This window comes from Ktedonobacter robiniae, from assembly GCF_016587375.1.
GTDB lineage: Bacteria > Chloroflexota > Ktedonobacteria > Ktedonobacterales > Ktedonobacteraceae > Ktedonobacter > Ktedonobacter robiniae.
The window spans coordinates 1227775-1251759 of sequence record NZ_BNJG01000001.1 but is presented as its reverse complement, the minus strand read 5'-3'; the positions used below and the strand labels follow the sequence as shown (position 1 = coordinate 1251759).

The window sequence follows — 23985 nt, the reverse complement described above, 5'->3', positions numbered from 1 at the left end:
GGGAGCCATCCCGGCGTCTCGTTTGTTCACTCCTCTTTGTGGCGCTAAAGCTGCCAGACACGAGCGTTTTTATAGGCCACATCAGTCGCTGAAGAGTTATCTAAAGACATGAAGCCAATCTGACCAGAGGTATAGGCTGTATCCTGAACCTGGCCGACGTATTGTTTATTGATATAGAAATATATTGTGCTGGAACGTGCGATAACATCTACAAGATTTGTCTGCCCGGTACCTGTTTTAACGACATCTACATGATCAAAGAAAAGGTTATGGGCGTGGCCATCACTCTGAGAGGCATTAAGTTCCACCGAGCCGTCGCTTCCTACCTCAAAGGAGTAAAATTTTAATGAGTCCTTATTGCCGCGAAAGATCAGCCCACCTATATTACCTTTCAGGATCGTCATGTTGACCTCAAAGGCCATATTTGTGTAATTGGTGTTGAGTCCAAAGCAGGCGACATAATAGTTCTTATTCCGAACATCGGCATGGAAGGCGCCGTTGCTATAGTAGCATCCTCCGCCCCCTACGGCATCATAAGTCTCCCAGCCTGCGCTATCTGGACCGGCAAGAGAGGATTGAAAGGCGGGCGAGCCGTTGGTTGCCTGGGCGTAGATCGTCTGGCGCGTGGTTGCTGTTTGCTGCACACTCGCGGTTGCCTGGGCATTGGCTGTAGCGGTGGCATTGGTGATCGCCTGTGCGGTGCCGGTTGCCTGGGTATTGGCTGTGTTGGTCGCGGCCTGTGCGGTACTGGTGGCCTGTGCATTAGCTTGAGCTGGTAGGGCAACCCCCGCATAGTAAATCAGGCTTACACCACTGCCAACGACAACGATGAGCAAAATGGCCAGGAGAACGAGTAATAAGGGCGAACGCTTTCTTCTGGTAGCTACGGGAGGCGTAGGTGGGGTATAAGGCATGTAAGGAGGAGGTGTATATATTCCTGGAGTCCTCTGGCCTGCCGCTGGATCAACGGGAGGAGCGTAAGGATTGGCACTGTAAGGCGTAACAGGTAGTGGTGCCTGCCCGGTGTAAGAGACAGGTGTATGGTAAGGCGAGGAAATGCTGTGCGCGGGCGACGAGGTAGATGCTGAGGATTGTGCTGTGGGGGCTACCATGTCGGGGCCGTAGGAGCCGTAGTTTTCGCCGGCAAGTATAGCTGGTTCGGAGGGCGCAGGGGGCGTGGGAGGAAGATCACTGGCAGGCTGCTGCGCTGGATTGGATGCCAGTGCAACCTGCTGGCCACAGCCAGGGCAGAACTTTGCTATAGCTTGTAGCGGTGTTCCGCAGTTGGGGCAATGCTGCATATGTAAAAACTCCGATGTATAGAACAAATAAAACAGTGGGCAATAAAATAAAATATGCATGATCCAGACAGAGCGAGATCATGCACTAGCATACCATTCTTCCCGTATTGTGCCAAGCCTAGTAGTGCTAAAGGCAGAATGAGGCCAGGCGTCGCGCGACGCCTGGCCTCATTCTGCCTTTAGCACGTTTCTTAGATCATTCCCAGTTCCCATTTTGCGTCCTCTGTCATGCGCTCAGGGGACCAGGGGGGATCAAAGGTCAGGTCAACCTTGCAGTTCTGCACATTCTCGACCTGCTTTACGCGCGACTCGACCTCCTCTATTACCTCGCCAGCCATGGGGCAGCCGATAGCGGTCAGAGTCATCGTTACGTTTACGCTGGCATCTGCTTCTTGTATATCAATGCCATAGACCAGGCCCAGGTCAACAATGTTCACCGGGATTTCTGGATCATAACATTCACGCAGGGCATCCATCACTTCTGCTTCATTAATTTGTGCCATAATCGGCTCCTTTGTCTCTGGTAGGCTCCTCTTAATCCGAGTAAATAGGTCGGAATATATTCTTCTGTAATATACTGTATCGGAGCCTATTTGTCAAAAGAAAAAGAGGGGTGGTGGGGACATCTCCCGCCCCGGCAAAGGGCAAGGCCCTTTGCAATGCCGCTTAGAGATAGGCCTGTCCGATGCGCTCGAGGAAGAGGGCACGGAAGCCTGCTGCGTCGACGGCAACTGGTGCTTGCATGTTGGCCTGCGTGAGCTGTTTAAAGTCAGCGACTGTCTCACCCAGGGTCAGCGTGCCCTGAAGTTCCACATCGACGTAGGCTGGCTGCCAGGTTATAAGATCAGGAAGGAAGGTTGCGGCGAGGCAGAGTGGATCATGCATATGGAATGCTTTGGTCGCTATCTCTGCCTGGAAGACGTTGAAGTAGAAGTCCGTCATCTGTAGGATTGCGTGCTTCACCGAGCCATCCAGGGAGGTTGCCAATTGCGCAAAATCTGCGGGGGTCAGGCTTACCTGGTGGGTCACATCCAGGCTGACAATGCGTAGTGGCCAGCCCGCGTGAAAGACCACATGGGCTGCATGCGGATCACAATAGATGTTAAACTCAGCGGCAGGTGTGACGTTGCCAGGGACGCGCAGTGCGCCCCCCATGATATACACCTCGCGCACTGCACGCGCGATACGGGGCTCTTTGTGCAGGGCCAGGGCCAGGTTGGTTAGTGGGCCAATGGCCACTAGCGTAATTTCGCCGGGCGCCTGCATGACCCTCTCGATGATAAGGTCGGCTGCATGCTGAGGGTGGGCTGTGATGCGTGGTTCGGGAAGCTGAAGCTGACCCAGGCCGTTCAGCCCATGCACGGACGCCGCATCCCCATGTGGAAGGATGAGGGGGCGGGACGCGCCTGCCGCGACAGGGATATCTTCGCGTCCCGCCAGGGAGAGCAACGCCAGAGCATTGCGCGTCGTGTGGTCAAGATTGACGTTTCCACATACAGTGGTCAAAGCCTCAAGCTGTATTTCAGGCGAGGCCAGAGCTAAAAAGAGCGCGAGGGCATCATCGATGCCGGGATCAGTGTCCAGAATGATACGATGCAAGAACTTCCTCCCGATAGGGTATTCCACTTTGCGCACCGAAGCGCGCGATTTTGAGGGATGCCGCATAGACCGCGAAGCGTAGGGCATCCTCGGCGCGTTTCCCCTCACTGAGTGCAACGGTGAGCGCGCCCACGAAGCAGTCTCCCGCCGCCGTGGTATCCACTGGCTGAACTTTGGGAGATGCCTGGTAGATACAGCGTGATTGTCCAGTGGCGTCGCGTGTCACGAGCATGGCTCCCCGTGCACCAAGCGTGATCACTACGGTTTGAATACCATAGCCGTGCAGGATGGTCGCGACGATGCGCGCATCCTCAACACTATGTACCTGCTGCCCACTGAGTTGTGTGGCTTCGGTTTCGTTGAGCACGAGCACAGTGACTTTGCGCAAGAGATCACGCGAGAGTGCCTGCGCGGGTGCCAGATTGAGTGTCACTGGGACGCCAAGGGTATCGGCTTTCTCAATCAGGCTGGTTACGGTTTCGAGGGGAATCTCAAGCTGAAGCACCAGGGCTTGCGCTGAAGCCAGGGCCGCATGAATCTGCTGCATATGCGCTTCATCTTCTCCAACCATCATATTTGTTCCCCCGGCTACGACAATCGCATTATCCCCCTCATGCGAGAGGAAGATGAACGCGGTCCCGGTGTTCTCTTCCTTGTCTCGAACAATAAGTTGTGTGTCGATACCTTCGGTGTGCATCGCGTCTAGTAAGCGGTCTCCGAAGGAGTCGATGCCAACGCGGCCAGCCATGGTGACCGAGGCTCCCATGCGAGCCATAGCTACAGCCTGGTTTGCCCCTTTGCCGCCGGGAACAAATTTTAACGAGTTCTCCGCCAAAAGCGTCTCACCCATATGCGGGATATGTGGAACTCGTACAACCTGATCCATATTCAGGCTACCGACTACCAGGATGTTTTTTGCTTGCATAACGAATGTTCTCCTGTGTACATTACTGCCATGCCAGTATGACCTGCGGGAAAGCAGAACTCTCTTGTTATCTTCATATCCGAAAACCCTGAGTGCGAAGCGCTAGTCACGCCAGTGACGTTGGGTTTCGGAATAAGATCATAGCGCAGGTGCATCTCGCGAGAAGCTATGTGGGGCGTGGCGAGGGGATAGTCCCAAAAGTATGGTAAGCGCTATTGGTACTAATGAACATCCACTGAGAGCATACATCATGCAGGTGTATTCTCGCAATAGGCTGCGAGAATACACCTGCATGATTGTTGGTAAAAAGCGTAATAGGAGGTATTATTATCTAGGATATTGATTCATAGGCATATGCGCGGTTAAGGAATTTAGCCACGAAAGCAAAAATCTTTACCATTTTGCTAGCTAAAAGGAGCTTGCGCGTTCTACATGTTATAGGGCAATATTGATAGATGAAGCTAATAGCGTAAATATATCGCAATGTGGTTATGGGAGGGTGTCATGGTGCTGCAAATAGAAGAGAAGCCTGGGGGAAAACGCCGGAGCAGTGAGGAGAAGGGAACGTATATTCGCATCCTGGTGGCCGATGATCAGCGTCTCTTCCGCGAGTGTATCGCTGGTATGCTGGCGCAGGAACAGTTTTTTAGCGTGGTTGGGCAGGCTGGTGATGGCATCGAAGCGCTTGAACTTGCTGAAACGTACAAGCCGGATGTCCTCCTAATGGATGTGCAGATGCCGCGTATGGATGGTATTGAGGCGCTACGGCGTATCAAGGAAGCGTGGCCGCAGATCCGGGTCATCCTCTTATCCGCTTACACCGTTGATGAGCGGGTTCTGGAGGGATTGAGCGCGGGCGCGAGTGGCTACCTTTTGAAAGATAGCTCCGCTGAAGGGGTTGTAGCCGCCATTCGCGCAGTCTACGCGGGCGAACAGGTTATTACGTCACGTGTCTCCAGGCGCATGATGCAGCTTTATGAGCAGGGGCTGGTGGAGAAAGAGCCGATTGGCGAGGGGCTGACGAGCCGAGAGATCGAGGTATTGCTGCGTATTGCCAGGGGGATGGTGCCTAAAGAGATTGCGCAGGCCATAGCAGTAACCGAGAAGACGGTGCGCAACCATATTAGCAACATCTATCGTAAGCTCAACATTTATGATCGCTCTCAGATTGTCATCTACGCGATCAAAAAAGGACTCATTGACGTACAAGATGTTTAACGACAGGTGATGGCGAGCTAGCTGTGCAGTTCGCCATCACCTGTCGTTAAAACAGTTTCTTCATGCTTAAGGGGTGGGGGTAAGTGTGGGTGTGGCTGCGGGAAAAATGGCCTTCATGCTGCGGCAGTAAGTAATGAGGCGGCTGAAAAGAGGCAGTGGCTCAAGGGCCGGGACACAGCCAATCAGGATCAGCTTGCGTTGAGCGCGGGTCAGAGCCACATTTAAGCGATGTGGATTGGTCAGGAAGTCACGCCGTTGGCTGCCTGCCGGAGGTTCCTGGCTGGTTGCAAAGGACATGATGATAACCATGCGTTCGCCACCCTGAAAGCGGTCAACGGTATCCACACTCAGGAGGGACGAAGTCGAGAGCGCCTCCCAACCGCTGGTAGGATCGCTGCTAAAGAGATGCCGCCGAATGGTGGCGACTTGCGCGCGAAAAGGCGCGATAATGCCAATATCTTTCGGTGTGATGCCACGCTTGAGGAGTTCCGCGACGATGTCGCGTACAACTCGCGCCTCGGCGTTACTCGTTTTGCTCTCGCTCGCGCTCAGTCTCGCTTCATATGTGTTCGCTTCCGTCTGAAGAGGTGAGCTATCGAGGAAGGCCAGGGGACGTCCTGGTTTGAGGACCTCAGCGATAGCCGTTGTCTCCTGGCGAGCCGGCGAGAAGGAGGTAAAGTCTAGCTTTCGCTCGGCAATCGAGGGGTGCGCGAGAAGCAGGCGCTCATAAAAGACGGTGGAAGAGAAGTTTGAGATCCACTTATTCATACGATACTGCGTGCGTAGTGGCACACAGGCGCTGATGGCCACAGCCTGATTCTGCATATAGTCATCATCGAAGCGTTTAAGGTGGCTGAAGAGGGAATCGCTTAAGCCCTGGGTCGCGGCCTCCGGGTTCAGGACGAGGGGGGGAAGCTGTTTTTCATCGCCTACCAGGATAAAGCGGCGCGCGAAACGCAAGGCCCCCAGGATGGCGGGTACAGTAAGCTGGCCTGCTTCATCGATAATGGCAACGTCAAAGTCCAGTCCGCTCTGCTTACGTGCAATATCCTCACTGGTGAGCATGTGGGCTGGCATATATTTATCAGAGGACCAGGTTGCGGTCGTTGAGGCAATCACCGGCATAGAGTGCAGCAGATCATGTACCGCCTCTGGATGCGGACTCTCATCCACCAGGCCTTTCAGCAGGTGGGGGCGTACCCCTTCGGCCACGCTACGCTCATGACCCAGGCGCAGGTAGGTGTCGAAGCCCTCACGCTCAAGGCGCAGAAGAATATTATCGACAGCCTGGTTGGTAAAGGCCGCCAGCAGGACGCGCTGTCCCTGTTGCGTCAGGCGCTTGACAATCTCGGCAATAACGCTGGTCTTCCCTGTTCCTGGGGGCCATGGACGAGTAGATAATCCTGCATCTGGAGGGCGCGCTCAACCGCTAGATTCTGCTCAGCGTTAAAGTCTGTCCTTGGAAGGACCTGTTGCTGTTTAAAGCGTGGGCGGACCTTCCCCGCGACCAGATCGCGCAGATGGGGATCAACCTGGAGCCAGCGCATCAGGTTCTGCAACGTACGTACATGCACCAGGTCGTTATCATAGCGGTCGAGCAGGGCCGGGTGGTCAATCAGCTCGCGTGTCCAGACAGTTACGGCTTGCGAACTAATCTGGAGAATAGTGCCACTGACGACCTCTCCACGAATGGGATCGCCGCTGCTCAAGAGAATCTCGTCGCCCTCGCGTAGTTCAGAGGTATTCTCGCAGCTAAAGCTCTGTTGCCAGCCGTCATTCGCAATGTTGGCTGGGCCAAGCGCTTGCAGACCCTGAATGGCTGTTCCCTGTTTAAGGCGCTCCTCTATCGGTGTATTCCAGAGCCTGGCCTGCTGTTCTTCGCCCGCGCGGCCTTCCAGTTGAAGCAGGTGATAGTAGTGAGCGAAGAAGGCCTTGTCCTCCTGAGTGTTGAAATGCCAGGGGAGCCTGTCCTGGGTATCCGGCCCGTTTACCTCGCCCTGTCCATTCTGAAAGGCCGCGTCGATGGTTGGAAGCTGCCAGTCGAGGAGGCTTGAGAGCTGATAGCACTGGCTCTGGAGCGAACAGCGATTGCAGCGTGAGGGGCCTGGAGGTGTGGTTGGAATGCCAGTCGCCAGGCTGAGCACCAGGGTGTTGCGCCGCTCATTGACGCGCTGGATCTCGCGGATAGAAGCGGGGATGCCAAAGGCCTGGGCGTGTTGTGGTGTACCGCTATAGAGGAGGGTCGCGAGGGCCTTCTTCATCTGAGAATCGCGGCGGACCATGAGCAGAGAGTGATAGCCATAGACCTGCCAGCGATGCTCTTTGCGGGGAAGCTCGCCTTTTGCGCCCCCTGTTTTAAGTTCGAGCAGGCGTTGACGACCCGCCTGCCGCCAGAAGAGGTCGAGGCGTCCACGTAGCCCAATTTCAGGCGCCAGCAGAAAGGTCTCGGCGCGCACCTGGTTGGGCGCGGTATCAGTATCTGACTGTGTCTCGTGAGTCTCCTGAAGCGCGGTCGGCATATCCCAGAGTGTATTGCGTTCATGTTCAAACCAACGCGCTAGGCTTTCCAGGTGTGGCTGAACCTCCTGACGCATCGCTTCAGGATGAATGCCCGCGAGGGCCATCTCAATATTATGGAGCTGTAACGCTTGCTCCAGGTGACGTTGCAGGCTTGCATACGCCGTTTCTGGTGCCTGCTTTTCCTCTTCATCTGCCTTTCGTAGCAAAAATTTCCCGCGGTCATGCTCCTTGAGAAGCTCCTTAAAGCAATGATGTACAATGTTACCACGAATGGTCGCGGCGTTTGCTGGCGAAGGGATCAAGCGCTGTAAGAGGTGCTGGCGCTGGCAATATTCCGCTTGATTGAGGTCAGTGATGTTAAGCAGGGTATCTGGCTCAAGCACGGCCAGGGTATAGGAGTTGCCGCGATAGCAGGAACGTGAACGGTCACGAAAGGTAAGTTCGGTGGGCGCGAACGGGAGATGATAGACACGCAGGCGCAAAGGACGCATTTTGACTACATCCCAGCGGGCACGAAGCTCACGCACCAGGCTGCGATAGTAGTGGTCATTCAGGTGCAATTCGATGTGCTCGCTCCCGGTATCCAGTACGAAGACCGCGACCTGCTCGCCCGCCACCAGCCGTTCCTGAGTGGCGAGAATGCGCCCTTCGAGTTGCAGCCCCGTACAATCAGGACCTGGATCGAAAGCACAGAGGAAGCATTCGGGCGCGTGTGTATGGATCTCAGGTTGTTCAGTTCCCTGCGTCATAGTTGCGAAAAAGTCTCCTGTATTTTGCTCTTGCTGGCAGTGTACGCCACGAACAAACTTTCGTCAATCTCTAGATCAAACAAGGATACATAGAGAATAAAGCCAGAACGGTAGACGTGTTGTGGTTCTTTTATTACCATACACCGACCAATTGGAAAAGAGGAAACAGATGGTTGCATCCCCGAAAAATCCCATCATTCGTACCGTCACGCTGGGGCTGGCGGACGCCCACCCACTGACGGCGAAGCATATACAACAGGCGAGCGCCCTGTTACGCGAGGTTGAGGCACGGCTCACGGAGGCTGGCTACGAGCTACAGACACTGCGCCTCTCAACGCGTTCCGTGTGGGATGACCTCGTGTCCTGGTCCGCGACGGAGATCCAGCAGTATATTCAGGAGTTGCAGGGAATATTGGACGAGCAAAACCTGGCCTATTGTTCGCTGGGAACGGCCCAGGTGACGCGCCCGGACTTTCCCCTGGCGCGGCTGGATATATTGGCAGATCTCTTATTGCCAACCTCAGCCTTGAGCGCGACGGTCCAATTGGCGACGCTCCAGCATGGCTTGCGCGCGCAGGCCGCTCTGCCCACAGCCCACATTATTAAGCGCCTGGCGAGCGAAAGTGAAGAGGGTTTTGGCAACTTCCGTTTCGCTATGCTGGCCTGTGTTGAGCCTGGCAGCCCCTTCTTTCCTGCGGCCTATCACGAGGGGACCAGTAGCCTGAGTGTTGGTTTGCAGGGGGTGAGCATTGTGACGGAGGCACTGCAACAGTTACGTTCCCAGCAGGCAGGCCCGCTCGATCTGACTCTCGTAAGCGAGACTCTCAAGGCTGCCTTGCAGTCACAGGCGCGCCTGGTGGTGGAAGCAGTCAGCCATCTGGCGGAAGCGTATGGCGTGCGCTTTGGCGGTATCGATCTTTCGCCCGCGCCTATGGGCGAGGAGAGTATCGCGGCGGCCATGGAACTCTGTGGCTATGGCCCCCTGGGATCGCCGGGAACGCTCGCGGTCGCCGCGGCACTGACTGCTGCCCTGAAGGGGACGGATCTGCCAACCTGTGGCTATAACGGTCTGATGCTTCCTGTCCTGGAGGATCGCCTGTTAGGGCAGCGCTGGGCCGAGCGGAGAGTCAACGCCCATCAACTCCTGTTGTATTCCACCGTGTGTGGGACAGGACTGGACACGGTTCCCTTGCCAGGAGACTGCTCTGTCGAAGAGATTGCCGCGCTGCTCCTGGATGTAGCGACGCTTGCTCTGCGACTGCGCAAACCACTCTCGGCGCGCCTTTTCCCGGTTCCTGGAAGACAGGCTGGTGAGAGCACAACGTTTAGCTCGCCGTATCTGACAAATACGTTTGTATAGAGAAAGGATGCTATGTTGACGCAGCTGGAAGGATTCTGGCAGGCGCTAGATGACCTGGTCGCAAACAGTGAAATTGTGATAGATCGCCCCAGGGGATCGAGGCATCCACGCTATGAGGAGATGATTTACCCCTATGACTATGGCTATCTACAAGGAACGCGTGCTGCTGATGGCGACGGAATTGATGTCTGGGTGGGTACGCAGCAAACGCGGCAGATGGCTGGGCTCATCGTATGCGTGGACGTGTTAAAGCGCGACAGTGAGATAAAAATCTTACTCGGGTGTACCCGTGAAGAGATGGAACAAATTCTCGCTCAACACAACAGTGGTCTCCAGGTGGGAATGTTGATTGAACGTAGTTAGAGGTACTTGCAGGGGGAAGAGGGACGACGCGTGCTTCAGCAGCGTCGTCCTATTTATGCCGCTTTATGATTCGCGAAACTGAATAACCGTTTGTGTCCGGATGGTGCTTACCTCGGCTGGCTGTTCGTCGATATATTCCTGTCCCCAGAGTGCACCCATGATACCATCAAAGGATGTGCGAACATTCTCGTAGAGACGAGCGTTCTCGATTGAGAGCGCGGCCAGGCTTGCAAGAACCGTTAAAAACTGGATATCATCTTCATCAAAGACAGTTTGTTGCTTGGTGTAGACACGGATGACCCCAACGGCTTCTCCCCGTACTTCCAGTGGTACACACAGGACCGAGACCAGGCCTTCTTGCCTGGCTGCATCCTGATACTGAAAGCGTGCGTCACTGCGCACATCGGGTACATAGACTGGGGTGCCACGCATGGTATCGCTGTCAATTGCGCTCTGGGTGAGACTTACTGGCCCCTTCGCGAGATAGTTGCCGCTGAGTCCATGAACGCAGCTTAAGTGAAGCAGGCCGCTTTTGCGGTCAAGCAGACGTAAAGCACAGGCATCTACCTGCATCGCCTCAGTGGTACTGGTGACGATGCTCTGGAGTACCTGGTCCAGTTCGAGACTGGAGGTAAACGTCAGCGCGGCCTGATGGAGAGCTGTATAGTAATCTCTATGTGAACGTCGTGGCAACTGATGAGCGTTATCGTCTGTTGTCATGGGTTATCTTCTCTCCTGGTGACTTTCTGACTTCTTATGCGAAACCCAACCCCCATTCGGGGCGCCACTACCGCCGTGCCACCGCTTGTCCCCGAATGGGGATTAGATGGTGGCTAGCGCTCCCCCCATTCGGGGACAAGCGCGCTCAGGTTTTCGGATAGGTGGTAACTAAGCATGGACTACAGCCTGTATGTTAGACACGAGTATCCCATGCTTATTGTAACATAGAAAGTCATTTAGGAAGACAATACATTTCCAGACCACAAGCAAGAGCTGTGGCTTACCGCTCATGTTTTCCCTGAAAAGCGCAAAAGGGGAGAGCCGTGAGGCTCTCTCGCTTTGGCTTACTTCTTCTCCGAAAACCCTGAGCGCGCGTGTCCCCGAATGGGGGAAGCGCTAGACACGCAAGTGGCGCTGTGCCCCCGAATGGGGGTTGGGTTTCGGAAAAAGATCTTAGTGTACTCCTACTGTCTGTTGTTGGGTCTGCTGGCTCTGCGATTGATTGGCAGGATCCTGCACCAGCCAGACGCGGCAAGGGGCATTGGAGAGCACGTAGGGAACTGTCTTACCAAGATCGTATTGAGCCTTCTGACAGTTGCGAACTAATCCTATCAAAATGAGCGCGCAATTGTGGTCTCTAGCTTCATCGACGATGGCGGGACCCGCATCACGGGCCTGTACTACCTCTGCAACAGCCAGGCAGCCGACCTTTTCTGCAATACTCAAGGCACCGGTAAGCAGGCGATCAGCACGCTCAGACTCTTCTGTTAGCACGGCTTTGAGGGGAAGAGCACGTGGAACTTCAATGACATGTACAAGATGGACCTTACGTTTGGCTCCTTTTGCCATCTGGCAACCCAGGTATACCAGGTTTGAGTCCAGTTTGTCACCGCAGAGCACAACAGCAACATCGCCTGTGGCACTTTCACCTAGGGCGGACTTGCTCATCGCTGTCTCTTCTTTGGCTTTGGAGCCCCATAAGTGAACCATAATAGATCTCCTCCTGATGGAGCATGATAAACAGCATCATAAATTCCTGACCGAACATTCGTTACAGTACCCAATTTTGCGTACGAATGGCAGCCTGGTTTTCCATCCTACAGGATTGTAGTACCAGAATACGGGTTCGTCAATGACACTAAACGGCATGAGTGTCATGCCCAATACTCTGAGCCGGGTTAGCCGAACGATTCAACTCCTTTACTAGTAATACGTACGCACGCTATAAGATGTTTTGCTGTTTTCGCGGTTGAAATAGATATAGTTTGATATACGCTGATAGAGTAACGTCTATCTCACACAAGAAAAGGCGGTCAAGCGACCGCCTTACTATAGTACTATTCTGGCTCGATTGTCACGGTTAACGCATAGCCAAGCAAGCGTTCCTGGTAGTATTCCGCTAGCTCGTGAGGGCAAACAATAACGATAGCGTTCCCGTTCAGGTGAGCGGTAAGCATAATGTGAGTTGCTTCCTGCATCGTCAAGGTGTTGACCGTTTCAAGCAACGCGGCAACGACATGCATCATGTCATTGTAGTCGTCGTTGAAAAGAATGACTTTATAGAGAGGAAGCAAGCTGCTACGTTGACGTACAACCTCTTCGGGCCGTATTTCTAGCCGTAAAGGCTGGCATTGCCTCTGTGCCATTGCGCTATTATTCACTCCTGAGTGAGTACTTCAGTTACTCTGAATATGTGCGCCGTTGAGTTCTATTGTAACCAAGACTTACGCATTTTTCTAGTGCTCTGCCGACTAATTTCGGATTTGCAGAGACAGAAATGTGGGGTGATGTGTGCTGTGCAGCACACATCACCCCACATTTCTGTCTCTGTCTGTTAGCGACGGCCGACGCTGCGGTCAATCTTGCCTCCACTGTTGAGGAGGATGGCGCGTGCGCGCGACTTGCGGCTGATATTCTCGCTATCGGGCAGACGCAGAGCCACGACATTAAGCGCGCCTTTACTGCTACGCACGGGTTGCTCTTTGCTCGCGGTCTGTTTGGTGACGTCCTGGCCAATAGCACCGCGTACCCTACGCCGGGTAAAGGTACCAGTGCTGGCTCCCAGGATAATACCGATTAACGCTCCTACAATAAGCGTGGTGGGCTCTGGCAGAATACGGGGGAGTGCAAAGCTCGCTACGAGTGCAAGCACACCCAGAATCACGCCAAAGATCACCGCGAAGAGGATAATGTAGATTGGTTTGGGGCCGGTCTTCTGCGTACGCAGAAAATAGTCGCTGCGGGCCTGGTTGGGTCCATGTTCACGGAATTGCCCCTGTCCTACCATTCCTTCTTCAAGCTGAAAGACCTCGTCAAGGCTAAAGCCCTCCTTGCGCAATTTTGCGCTCGCAGCATCTGCTTTCTCCTCATCGGTAAAGACTGCTAGCAGGTCATAGCTGCCAGGTTGCTGTTGCTGTTGTTGCATACGTCTCGTATTCTCCCTGGATCTCTCCATGCGCCTGGTGCTGGCACGTCAAGCGCTAGTGTATCTGGTTGTGTCTTTGGTTGCTGTGCATCCACTATCAAATAGTATAATATTCCAGGAGTGCCGCCAAGAGAGGGCTGGGCAACTTAGTAGGGTTTTGAGTGGAGCGACTCCAGGACAGTCGCGATTTCATGTCGGACACGGTCGCTCTGGCGCATCTCGCCCTGCACTTTCTCCCAGCCGTGCATGATTGTGGTATGGTCGCGCCCTCCCAGTTCTGCACCGATCTGTTGTAGCGAGGCTGTAGTCTCTTCACGCATAAGATACATCGCGACCTGGCGTGGCCAGGCAATATCGCGGTCGCGTTGCTTTCCCCGGATACGTTCGGCCTCCACATTATAATAGCGGCAGACGCCATCAATGACCTCGGAGACGCTTAACTTGGTGGCGGCAGATGGTTTTTTATCACTATAAATATTTTCCAGGGCGTCGACGGCTAGCTGCACGGTGATCGGCGCGTTATGCAGGGTCGCGTAGGCGATAACGCGGTTGAGTGCCCCCTCCAGTTCACGTACACTGCTGCACTCTGGTCGTGCCACATATTCAACAACAGCGCTGGGAACTGAGAAGTGCAGGAGGTCGGTTTTTGAGCGTAAGATGGCCAGGCGATGCTCATACTCTGGTGGTTGTACATCCGCCAGCAGCCCCCATTCAAAGCGTGAGCGCAGGCGGTCTTGCAGGCTATGTATGGCTTTGGGCGGCCGGTCGCTGGTGACCACGATTTGTTTATTGGCGTTGTGGAGCGAATTGAAGGTATGAAAGAACTCTTCTTCGGTTGACTCTTTGCCTGCGATAAACTGAATGTCGTCGACTAGCAAGATATCAATCTGGCGATACTTGGCGCGAAACTCCTCGGTTTTCTGATAGCGAATAGCATTAATGATTTCGTTGGTAAATTTCTCCGAGGTGACATAAAGCACAGTCAGCCCTTTGACCTCACCCTCATGTCCCACCGCGTGTAGCAGGTGGGTTTTGCCCAGGCCCACGCCGCCGTAGAGGAAAAGCGGATTATAGATGCGCCCGGGATTCTCTGAAGCAGCCAGGGAGGCAGCATGCGCCAGTTGGTTTGATTTGCCCACGATAAAGGCATCAAAGGTATAGCGTGCGTTGAGTTGCCCACCTGTCCCAAAGGTAATGACCGGTGGAACGGCAATGGGCCTGGCTGGGTTGTTGTAGCTCGCCGGGCGCTCTGACTCGCCCTCAGATCCGGAGCCTGGAGGTGGTGGAAACGCGGGATACTCTCCGGGCGGGGTTTCTGCTTTTAGCGCACCTTCTCGATTTAAGCCAAGAGTTTGAAAGGGGAGCGATGCCTTAGACTTCTTCGCCACGGCGGCCGCGGACTCTGCCAGGCGACGTACATGCTGCGCGGGCGATGTACGTGTTCGTCCCAGGCGCGAAGGACGCTTGGGGGGCGAGAAGAGTGGCTCGCCGGGTTGCTCTGGTGTGGTTTTATCGCGGGAAACGACAAACTGGACCTCGACCTCCATTCCCGTGATGTCGGTGAGAATGGTGCGGATCAGGCTGGTGAAGCGACGCTCGAGATGGGTTTTGACAAAGGTCGAGGAGACACTGACGACGAAGATCCCATCTTGAAAGGAGTCAGCGGAGGTGCCCTGAAACCAGGTGGTAAAGGTATTAGGCTGTACGCGCTCCTGTAAGCGTTCTATTGCAGTTTGCCAGATTTGTCTTGCATTCACACACGACTACTCCCGCAAGTAAATGTTGAGTTCTTATGTACGATACGTGGCGCTTGGTATGGTGGCGTCACAAGTAGGAAAAAGCTCCTGCCTGGACGAAACGACGATTAGTCTACTCCCAGTGTCTGCTTCTTAATGGTGAAATGTAATGGTAGCATTAAATCAAACCCCTGTAAAGGCCTTGTTCTCGCGTCCTAGTACCAATTTGAGAACTACTTCATAGACAAACTTCTTTTTATTATCTATCTTTAACGTAGACGCGTAATTCTTGTTTTTTTACAGGCATTCAAGCCAACTTGCGCCTCCTCAGGAGGAGATTTCTCACCACTGCGTGGCTCGCCTGGGTAAGGGTCTGCTGTGGTGGTTGGCTGGCGGAGTCAACCAATCACCTGACACACCTTACCCTGAGCGCCGCAGGCGCGAAGGCTCTCCAGAGAAAGGGGCTTCATGCAACCTGGACTAGTCGTAAAGGGTGAGTTCAAGCAAGGCTCGCTCGACGCTCAAGTTTCACTTCTGCTATAATGTCAGAAGTTTTGTGCGCGCGTGATGAGAGCCTTGCGTGCTTTTAAATGGGAGGATTTGCATATCATGGATAAGTGTCCCTATTGTGGGGCCGACACAAGGCCGGAAGATCGGTATTGCCTGAATTGTGGGAATCGCCTGACCCCTGCTGCTGCTGCGCAGTCAATGAATGCCGCCCCCACCGTGGGGGCCTCCCCAAGTGGAGAATGGAACGCGGCTGGGCATGAAGGAGGCACTGTTCCTCCTTCTGACTATGGCAACGAGGCGGCTCCAACCGTGGCGGGCGGCTATGGGGCTGAGCAGGCCAACTATTCCGCTTCTACTGCCCAGGCAACGATGGATCGCATTGAGCAGCCAGGGCGTTTTATCTTGCGCTCTGAAAGCGGCCAGGTCATCACTGAGTATCCGCTGGAGAAAAAAGAGATCGTGATTGGGCGTGCCCCCAACAGCGACATCCTGTTGCAGAAAGATAAATTGACGTCGCGCCGCCATGCCGTCGTCCACTTTGATAATGGACAGTATGTATTGCAGGATGAGCATAGCGCCAATGGTACCTTTGTCAATGGGCAACAGCTTGATGAGAATGGCACACGCTTATTGCAGGATGGCGATCATATTGGCATTGGCGAGCATGAGCTGATCTTCCGCGCCTTTGGCACTGCCTCAAATGAGGTCGAAGATCTGCCCACAGTCTCTGTTCCCTATGAACCCAATCCCTACGAGCCTAATACCTATCGTACCTCGACTGATGACAACGTCACGCTTCCTGAGAGCGATAGTGGGTATGAGACCCAGTCCATTCTCTCGGAGGAGCCAGAGATTCCCTTTGGCGTGCCAGCCCTGGCCACGCCAATTGAGCAAGACGAGCAGGCTGACTTCCCAGCTGTGGAAGAGCAGACACAGAAAGCGCCTGAAGCGTCTGACTATGTTCCCGAGACACCGGCGGAACCTGCGCAGCCACGCGAGGAAGAGCCTGTACAGAAAGCCTACGATGACGCTCCTCTGACCTTTAAGCGCCTGACCTCCATTCCCATGCCCAATCTGCCAGACATGAGCAGCTTGATTGCCGCTGTCTCCGCTCTGGATGGCCAGATCGCGGCTTTGCAGGACCAGTTCAACTCGACGCAGGATGCTATGCGTAAGCGCGAGGGAGAGCTGGGCCAAACCGTCAATCAACTGCGAGGTGGCATCCGGCGCGTCTCTGAGCGCATGGATAGCACAATCGCCGATGTCGCGCGTAGCCGCGAGGCTTTGGCCTGGGCCGAGCTCTTGCAGCTCATGGAAGATGTTATGAGCAATCCACGCGATATCGAATATGTCACGAAACTGGCGCGGAAGGCTCGCGAACTCAACAAGGTCTTCCAGATTCACCAGAATGTACTCAACACAATGGCCGAGTGCAATAGTCTGTTGCGCGGCATGGTTGGCGAAGAGTAATAGAAGGTGCAGCACGTGCTGGTGGCTTGCGGCCACCAGCACGTGCTGCACCTTTGGTTTATAAAAAAACTTATCAACTGAGCGGATACTTTCATGCACGAAATTGCTTCACGACAGATAGATGCCATCATTATTGGTGCTGGCCTGGGCGGCTTACTAAGCGCAGCCCATTTGCTCCAGCGTGGCAAACGCGTTCTCATTCTAGAGCGCCTTCCGCATGCGGGGGGCGATTTACCGCCAAACATTTCCAGGGCGTGCAGGTAAGTACCGGTGCGGTGCATATGGTTCCCTTCGGGAGCAGTGGCGCGTTGGCTCAGATGCTTGATCGTTTGCAGGTTCCCCACCGTTTCTTTGATGCCGATGTCTTCGGCTCTTTTTATGTCCATGGCAAACAGTACCGGGCGCAGGGTTTGCTGGGCGTCTTGCGTTTCCTGGGTCCGCGCCAGTCCTGGTGGTTCATCCGCCTGGGCTACCTGATGTTTTTTAGCCAGTTGTCTGAGGCCGAACTCCAGATGCCCTTTCATCGCTGGTTAGAGCAGCACATCAATGTCGAGCGCAATCCACAACTGGTCGCCTTCTTCGAGCGGATCTCGCGTTTTGCCCTGAGCCTGGAATTGAGCCAGGTAAGCACACGCGAGGTGATTCGCACGACGCGCAACATGTTTCGCTTTGGCGCGCCCGCGATTGTCGAGGGTGGATGTGGTGAGATCACACGCCAACTTGAACAGCACGTCCAGGCGCTTGGCGGCGAGCTTACACTCTCCTGCGAAGTATTGCAGATCATCCAGCGTGATGGGCGGGTGCGTGGAGTACGTGTGCGCTACAAAGAGCGCGGCGTCGAGGAAGTGATTGAGGCTCCCCTGGTAGTGAGCGATATCGGCCCCAGAGCCACAGACGGGCTACTGCACAATCGGAAAGTAAGGCAGGCCGATGTGCTCAAGCGGAAGCCGGGAGAGGAGTCTGTAGGGGGCGAGATGCCCTCAGAGGTGGGTCTGCACGAGGCCGTGGGCCTGAAAATCCATATCTTAAGTGATGCCTCGTTTATCCCTCATCGTGGCATTATGTATTGCCTGGATACGAAGCGCATTGCGGGCATCGTCCAGCCAACAAATAGTGACCCCAGTCTTGCCCCTGCTGGCAAGCATTTGTTAATTACCCACCAGGTCATTCAGAGTAATAACGTGGAGGAAGAGCGCGCGCTCGCGCTGGCGGACTTGCATATGCTCTTTGGTGACGCTTTTGATACGCATTGTCGCGTACTTACGATGGGGACCTATCGGGGCGAGTGGCCGGTGAATAGGATGACGCAGGGAGAGGACCTCACACCAACAACAACCGTCGAGGGCCTGTATCTCGTGGGAGATGCCGTCAAGCCATCGGGGTTTCTGATGGTGGAAGGGGTGGCCCAGAGTGTGAACCATTTCCTGGATCTGTTAGATGCACTGGATCGTGAAGAAACAGACAGGAAAGGCAAACCTGCGCGGGCGAGCCGATCACATATGGCGGTCGCCTATTCGCGCTTGAACCCCTTGCGTTGGTTGTGGATGGCGCCGGGAAATTCGGCTATGTTCCACAAATTGAAGGATGCCCATTAGGACTTGTATAAAGGCTGATAGTAATGAAGCAAAGTGAAATGCCAGTGGCCTCCCCCTATTACCTGGTACAGGGAGGAGCCTCGCTCCAGGGCGAAGTGAAATTGAGCGGTGCGAAAAATGCCGTCACCAAAATGATTATCGCTTCGCTGTTGACCTCCGAGGAGTGCACATTACGCAATGTGCCGCTGCTGGGAGATATGTATTTAACCATGAAGCTGTGCGAAAGCGTTGGCACCAGTCTGCACCTGGATGACCATGTGTTGACGCTTCGTACCGACTCTATTGCCAGATCTGAGATCTCAGATGAGGTCGGGGGACTGAACCGCATCGCCGTCATGGCGATTGGTCCCCTGCTGCATCGCTGTGGCCAGGTAAGCATACCTGCCCCCGGGGGAGATCGTATTGGCCCGCGCCCTATTAATTTTCATATCGAGGGACTGCGCCAGATGGGGGCGACGATTGTTGAGCGCGATGGCTTCTATTATTGTACGACGACAAAGCGCCTGCGTGGCACAACAATCAAACTGCCCTTCCCCAGCGTCATGGCGACTGAGAACTTCTTGATTACGGCCTCACTGGCCAGGGGTGTGACCATCATTGAGAACGCGGCCATGGAGCCAGAGATTGTAGACCTGATCAAGCTATTGCAAAAGATGGGCGCGATCATCGAGGTCAAGGTTGATCGACGTATTGTGATCGAGGGAGTCGAGAAACTACGTGGCGCGAGTCATACCCTGCTTAGCGACCGCAACGAGGCTGTCTCCCTGGCTACCGCGGCCTATCTCACGCGCGGCGATGTCTACCTGCGAGGCGCACAGCAGGATATTCTATTGACGTTTTTGAATACTCTTTCAAAGATGCGCTTGCGCTTCGATATTGATGACGAGGGCATCCGTTTTGTGGCTGATGACCAGCCACCGCCCGCGATTGCCCTGGAAACAGATGTTCATCCTGGCTTTATGACAGACTGGCAGCAGCCCTTTACCGTGTTATTGACGCAGGCGCGTGGTATGTCGGTAGTACATGAGACGATCTACGAGGATCGCTTCGGCTATACCTCGGCCCTCATTGGTATGGGCGCGCATATCGGCCTGTATAGCAAATGCCTGGGTGAGGTGCCCTGTCGTTTCCGCGAGAAAGAACACCAGCATAGCTGCGTAGTTAGTGGGCCAACGCCCCTGAAGGGAACGCAACTCTATATTCCTGATATCCGCGCGGGCTGCTCCTATATCCTCGCGGCCTTGTGTGCGGAGGGTGAGTCGAAGGTCTTTGGCATCGATCATATCGAGCGCGGATATGAGCACCTGGACGCCAAACTACGTTCACTCGGCGCACAAATTCAGCGCATCGAAGCCACGGCAACTGCCAACGTCAACTAACAACCAGATACACAGAAGGAGAGCCTGGCGCGAACCGCGCCAGGCTCTCCTTCTGTGTATCTGGTTACTACCAATCGGCTTTGACTTCGCGCAATTGCTCTGGTGTGAGAACGCGGAACATAATGAGCAGGTTCTCCAGATCGTATTCGAGGCCCATTGTATGCAATTCCTGGCGAATGCGACCAAGGGAGCCGATTTGCGTAGTGTTAATCATGCCGTAGCTTACCAGGCTGGCGGCCAGTAATTGGTCAGGCGTGAGGAGCTTAAACATCAGCAGGATCTCGCCAAGCTGGTAGTTAAGATCCACGCCATTAAGCATACGCTGGATATTTTGAGCCACGTCCAGGCGACTCTCGGGAACGAGGTGACCCTCTAATAAGACGCTTCCGAGCGAGCGTGTTGCGCGTCCATTGAGTGCCTGGGGCTGAGGTGGCTGGGGCGGTGGTGTGGGCATCGGAGGCAGGCTCTGCATAATATCGATCAGGACCGCGTTACTGGTTGAGTTCTGCGCAACCTTTTCGGCCTGCCCCTCGGTTGCCCGCTTAATTTCAGCCTTAATCTGCTCAACAATTGTCTGGTGATCGATATCTGACTCTTCGTCCCGTTTCTCATCTGTGATGGGCATGGTCGGAGGATACTTCTCGGTCTCTGGCTCCTGGCGTTTGGGCCTGGAGTTCGACTCTTCTACAGTGTGTGCGCGGCTGACATATTCCTGCCCAGGAGCACTGGTGAATGTCGCCTGGGGAGTCGCTGCGTGCTGTTGCTGCTGGCTAGAGGACGTGGCAGTCACAATAGAGGCCAGGGGCGAGGCAATATTTGTGGCCTGCCCATAATTGTTTGGGCGTGAAGGCGCCTCTGTACGCCGGCCCGGGTTCTCTGGAGGCATATTTGTAGGCCGCTCAGCGGGCATCCCCTCGATAGGAGCGGGGCGTAATGGTTGTGAGAATAGCTGCTCGCTTACCTGTCGTGGTGGAACATCGATAGCTGGATGAGTGGCATAGGCCGTTGTTTGTTGCGCCTGGGGGGCGACCTGAGAAGCCTCTTGCGCTGTTTGTGGGGTGCGGGCGAATAGACCCTGTTCCCCTAAGAATGGGCGTGCCCGGACGTGCGTATCCTGTTCCGTTTGGACCATAGGTTGAGCGAAGGAAGGCTGCTCGCTTGCCTGATAAGCAACGTGTGCCTGGGCAGGTACCTCGCTCCGTGTATACTGAGCTGGTGGAGGGGATACAGTTGCCTGCTGAGTGGGTTGGATGGGGCGAAACGCCTGCCGCTCAGGAGCTGGCTGCATCGTGGGATGATTTTCAGCGGGCGGAGCCTGTCGTCCCTGAATGAGGCGTGAGAGTTGAGCCAGGCCAGATTCATTGGGAGCATCTACCTGGCCATTTGCCAGGCGCTGAAGGGTATTCAGGCCCGAACTACCCATGGGAGCCGCGGATGGCTGGGAGGAAGGATTGGCAAAGGAAGAGAGAATAGCGCTCTGAGCCTCGTATCTATTGTCAGATGTACCTGATTGGGAAGGCGTATTCGGCGCGCTCCAGGTGCGCTGATTAGGATAGAGCACGGCATGGATTTTGTCCGTGTAGGAGGACTGAGCAGGATCTTCCATCACATTTGGCGTCTGAGGGGGCGTCATAGCGGAGGTGGGCGAGGAATATTGACCTGTATTGTTGAAGGTTCCAGGAGCAGGCTGGTGAAAGCCAGAGACGCTACTTCGTAGAGGCATAACCGGCTGCTCTGGCGATGAGTGCGTGCGATATGATTGTCCGGGTGTTTGAACAGGTTGTGTTGGACGTGGCGTCGCCGTTGGCGAGGCGCCTGAATTGTTCGGAGCAGAAGGCGAAGGGGTGCGCGTCAGGCGTGGTTGGGTCGTTGAGGACGTGTTCGCTTGCTCTGAGGGAATGCGAGCGCGTACGGCGTCAACAAGGCCCATCACCCCAAGCATGCCATCGACCTCGACTTCGGCTGGTGTCGTATTGATATGATCATCGAAGTCGCGTGGCCCATAGCCTGCGATATTAGTGCAATTGAATGTCAGAACTTGAATGCCACGACCACGGCGTTGCGTATCTAAAGCGACCCAAAATTCGCGACGCGCGGCTGCCGCCTGGGCGAGGTTGACCAAAATAAGCCGGATTGGGAGGCGGGCGATGGCATCAAAGACTTCAACGGCGGTACGTGCGGTATGACAATCGTAGCCCGCTAGTTGTAGTTCGCCAATAAGTAAACCCGCTAACTGCTGATCTCGTTCAAATAGGAGAATGTGTGGTCCACTGGTACTAGCATTCATAAATTCGCTCCGGTCACTGCACGTTTGGGTTCTACTGGTGCAAATGGTGCAAAATTTTGCTCTATTATCAGACGTTGAGAAGGCGTGGCCGTGCTACATAACTCAACGGCATCGGGTGCGCAGAGAAAGTAAATATAGCCATTATTGGCGCTTAGTATAGCATATTGCTGCGAGTGTGGTATAGCAAATGTGACTAATGACGCATCACACACACATACGTTGCGCGTTTTGCATACCCTGAGTACCAGGGCATTGAGCCCTCTTCCTCTCTATCGGCTACTGTGTATTGGAAGGCCAACTTTTTTGTTTACACAGGTGTATGCTCTGGTTGTATCATACCTTGTGTCCAGGTGGAGAGACTGTTTCTGGATATGTCCTAGTACCATTTGGAGGTTTTCAATCTATGGATATTTCGCGAGCGAACGACGCTGCTCCCGTAATTGCTCTATTGACCGATTTTGGCGTGGAGGATGGTTATGTGGGTGTCATGAAAGGAGTGATGTCGGGGATTGCCTATGGCGCACAATTCCTGGATCTCACGCACCATATTGCACCTCAGCAGGTCGCTCAGGGTGCATGGCTACTCTCGACCCACTATCGCTATTTTCCTAAAGGCACGATTTTTCTCTGTGTTGTCGATCCTGGTGTTGGCAGCGAGCGGCGAGCGGTCGCGCTACATGCAGGTGAATGGCTATTTGTGGGACCCGATAACGGCCTGTTTACCTTTATTCTGGCTGAGCAGACATTGCACCAGGTTGTGGCCCTGACAGCCCCTGAATATCGCCTCCCGACCGTGAGTAGCACTTTTCACGGTCGGGATATCTTTGCCCCGGCCGCCGCGCACCTCGCGCGCGGAGTGGCTCTGGACCAGCTAGGGCCCCGCCTGGAGGCTTCAAGCTTACGCCGCCTGGACGACCTGCTTGCTACCCGCCAGGGGAACGAGGTGCAGGCCAGCGTAGTGCATATAGACCATTTCGGCAACCTGGTTACCTCGCTACCGATGCAACTGATTCCAGAGTTCTTTAGTGCTCCCGAGGCCGTCTTAGAGTTTCCTGAACTGGGTGTTTGTGTAAGTGAGCGACGCACCACCTTTGCCCTGAGCGCCGAGAGCCAGGTGCAGCAAGGCGCATTCATGCTGGCTGACAGCTCCGGCTATCTCCTGGTCGCCATCCAGAATGGGAACGCAGCCCAGACCCTTGGTATCAAGCGCGGAGTACGCATTCAATTGCGCCTGCGTCTCTGATGGGCGCGGGAGCAAAGTGTTAAAAACTGCTATACTAAGGATTTTATCTTCTCCGTAGAATTGTATGAGACAGAAAAATATGGTATAATTTGCCTATAACCCTAAGGAGGGTTTTGGTTCTAGACAAGGTTCAAAAATAATGAGGGTGGTGGTCAATAACTGCAAACTGAGTACATGCCTTTGAAATGTGTTGGAGCAGGAAAGGACAACGTGTAACATTGCAGGAGCATCTGTAGATGCGTGTGACAACGCTACCTGGTTCTATTCAGTATAAGGGTTGGACTAAAATTATAGTAGACTCCGACCACAATATCCGCCAAAAAGTTGGAAAGGGCTGGTTCTCTTGCGACGTGTGTCGAGAAAGAAACTGGCCCTTTCAGTTTCCTGGTCACTGTCAAGCGGGGAGAGGGGAGGTCGAGGTGGTTCCGGTTGCAATGACAGTTCCTGCGCCATCCTCGTATAGTGTCTGTGCCCAACCAAAAGGAGTCTTTCCCTGGCTGTCTTATTCGTAGTATCAGTTCCTAGAGTAGCAACCATGGGGTGAAACGAATCCTGCAAGGAGGAATAGACGTTTCATTCTCGCGA

Annotated in this window: 20 protein-coding genes; 8 read left to right on the top strand and 12 right to left on the bottom strand. The window is 54.5% G+C overall.

Going from position 1 to position 23985, the window contains the following annotated elements:
* Window positions 1-44 precede the first annotated feature (44 nt).
* From JMJ04_RS05105 to rbsK, 4 genes are all read right to left on the bottom strand, one after another.
* Window positions 45-1301, bottom strand: a complete 1257-nt coding sequence (locus tag JMJ04_RS05105) for a zinc-ribbon domain-containing protein (protein ID WP_201369464.1) — start codon at window positions 1299-1301, stop codon at window positions 45-47.
* Between the two features lie 191 nt (window positions 1302-1492).
* Complete coding sequence (locus JMJ04_RS05100) at window positions 1493-1804, bottom strand: metal-sulfur cluster assembly factor (RefSeq protein WP_201369463.1); 312 nt, start codon at window positions 1802-1804, stop codon at window positions 1493-1495.
* A gap of 163 nt (window positions 1805-1967) precedes the next feature.
* The gene (locus JMJ04_RS05095; protein ID WP_201369462.1) at window positions 1968-2900 is read right to left on the bottom strand and encodes a nucleoside hydrolase; all 933 of its coding nucleotides are present in this window, start codon (window positions 2898-2900) and stop codon (window positions 1968-1970) included.
* The gene (gene rbsK / locus JMJ04_RS05090; protein WP_201369461.1) at window positions 2875-3825 is read right to left on the bottom strand and encodes a ribokinase; all 951 of its coding nucleotides are present in this window, start codon (window positions 3823-3825) and stop codon (window positions 2875-2877) included. The genes JMJ04_RS05095 and rbsK overlap by 26 nt, the downstream gene beginning before the upstream one ends.
* A gap of 504 nt (window positions 3826-4329) precedes the next feature.
* On the opposite strand from rbsK, the gene JMJ04_RS05085 reads away from it, so the two are divergent.
* Complete coding sequence (locus JMJ04_RS05085) at window positions 4330-5043, top strand: response regulator transcription factor (protein ID WP_201369460.1); 714 nt, start codon at window positions 4330-4332, stop codon at window positions 5041-5043.
* A gap of 66 nt (window positions 5044-5109) precedes the next feature.
* Here the strand turns inward: JMJ04_RS05085 and JMJ04_RS05080 are convergent, their stop codons facing one another.
* Together JMJ04_RS05080 and JMJ04_RS05075 are read right to left on the bottom strand one after the other, a co-directional pair.
* Complete coding sequence (locus JMJ04_RS05080; RefSeq protein ID WP_236038126.1) at window positions 5110-6378, bottom strand: DEAD/DEAH box helicase; 1269 nt, start codon at window positions 6376-6378, stop codon at window positions 5110-5112.
* A complete protein-coding gene (locus JMJ04_RS05075) occupies window positions 6375-8312 on the bottom strand; it encodes a PD-(D/E)XK nuclease family protein (protein ID WP_201369458.1) in 1938 nt (645 codons plus the stop codon). Before JMJ04_RS05075 ends, JMJ04_RS05080 begins: the two co-directional genes overlap by 4 nt.
* Before the next feature lie 169 nt (window positions 8313-8481).
* On the opposite strand from JMJ04_RS05075, the gene JMJ04_RS05070 reads away from it, so the two are divergent.
* Complete coding sequence (locus tag JMJ04_RS05070) at window positions 8482-9672, top strand: DUF711 family protein (protein ID WP_201369457.1); 1191 nt, start codon at window positions 8482-8484, stop codon at window positions 9670-9672.
* A 12-nt stretch (window positions 9673-9684) separates the two neighbouring features.
* Window positions 9685-10035, top strand: coding sequence for an inorganic diphosphatase (locus JMJ04_RS05065; protein ID WP_236037919.1), 351 nt, complete (start codon window positions 9685-9687; stop codon window positions 10033-10035).
* A 63-nt stretch (window positions 10036-10098) separates the two neighbouring features.
* Here JMJ04_RS05065 and JMJ04_RS05060 read toward each other — a convergent pair whose 3' ends face one another.
* The 5 genes from JMJ04_RS05060 to dnaA all read right to left on the bottom strand — a co-directional run bounded on the left by JMJ04_RS05060 (window position 10099) and on the right by dnaA (window position 14937).
* On the bottom strand, window positions 10099-10755 hold the full coding sequence (locus JMJ04_RS05060) for a GAF domain-containing protein (protein WP_201369456.1): 657 nt from the start codon (window positions 10753-10755) through the stop codon (window positions 10099-10101).
* Between the two features lie 453 nt (window positions 10756-11208).
* On the bottom strand, window positions 11209-11745 hold the full coding sequence (locus JMJ04_RS05055; RefSeq protein WP_201369455.1) for a universal stress protein: 537 nt from the start codon (window positions 11743-11745) through the stop codon (window positions 11209-11211).
* Between the two features lie 347 nt (window positions 11746-12092).
* Complete coding sequence (locus JMJ04_RS05050) at window positions 12093-12401, bottom strand: ATP-dependent Clp protease adaptor ClpS (protein WP_201369454.1); 309 nt, start codon at window positions 12399-12401, stop codon at window positions 12093-12095.
* Window positions 12402-12589: 188 nt separating this feature from the next.
* A complete protein-coding gene (locus JMJ04_RS05045; protein ID WP_201369453.1) occupies window positions 12590-13180 on the bottom strand; it encodes a hypothetical protein in 591 nt (196 codons plus the stop codon).
* Window positions 13181-13326: 146 nt separating this feature from the next.
* On the bottom strand, window positions 13327-14937 hold the full coding sequence (gene dnaA, locus JMJ04_RS05040) for a chromosomal replication initiator protein DnaA (protein ID WP_201369452.1): 1611 nt from the start codon (window positions 14935-14937) through the stop codon (window positions 13327-13329).
* 588 nt (window positions 14938-15525) lie between these two features.
* Here dnaA and JMJ04_RS05035 point away from each other — a divergent pair.
* From JMJ04_RS05035 to murA, 4 genes are all read left to right on the top strand, one after another.
* Window positions 15526-16896, top strand: a complete 1371-nt coding sequence (locus tag JMJ04_RS05035) for an FHA domain-containing protein (RefSeq protein ID WP_201369451.1) — start codon at window positions 15526-15528, stop codon at window positions 16894-16896.
* Window positions 16897-16989: 93 nt separating this feature from the next.
* Entirely contained in the window at window positions 16990-17160 is a 171-nt protein-coding gene (locus JMJ04_RS48590) for an NAD(P)-binding protein (RefSeq protein ID WP_201369450.1), read from the top strand.
* Window positions 17151-18491 (top strand): FAD-dependent oxidoreductase, encoded by a 1341-nt coding sequence (locus JMJ04_RS05025; RefSeq protein WP_201369449.1) that lies wholly within the window; start codon window positions 17151-17153, stop codon window positions 18489-18491. Before JMJ04_RS48590 ends, JMJ04_RS05025 begins: the two co-directional genes overlap by 10 nt.
* Window positions 18492-18514: 23 nt before the next feature.
* On the top strand, window positions 18515-19870 hold the full coding sequence (murA, locus tag JMJ04_RS05020; protein WP_201369448.1) for a UDP-N-acetylglucosamine 1-carboxyvinyltransferase: 1356 nt from the start codon (window positions 18515-18517) through the stop codon (window positions 19868-19870).
* Between the two features lie 67 nt (window positions 19871-19937).
* Here murA and JMJ04_RS05015 read toward each other — a convergent pair whose 3' ends face one another.
* Window positions 19938-22157 (bottom strand): response regulator transcription factor, encoded by a 2220-nt coding sequence (locus JMJ04_RS05015; RefSeq protein ID WP_201369447.1) that lies wholly within the window; start codon window positions 22155-22157, stop codon window positions 19938-19940.
* Between the two features lie 403 nt (window positions 22158-22560).
* Between JMJ04_RS05015 and JMJ04_RS05010 the strand changes: the two genes are divergently transcribed.
* Window positions 22561-23400 carry an SAM hydrolase/SAM-dependent halogenase family protein gene (locus tag JMJ04_RS05010; RefSeq protein WP_201369446.1) on the top strand — a complete coding sequence of 280 codons (840 nt, stop codon included), beginning with the start codon at window positions 22561-22563 and terminating at the stop codon, window positions 23398-23400.
* The last annotated feature ends 585 nt before the right edge of the window (window positions 23401-23985 follow it).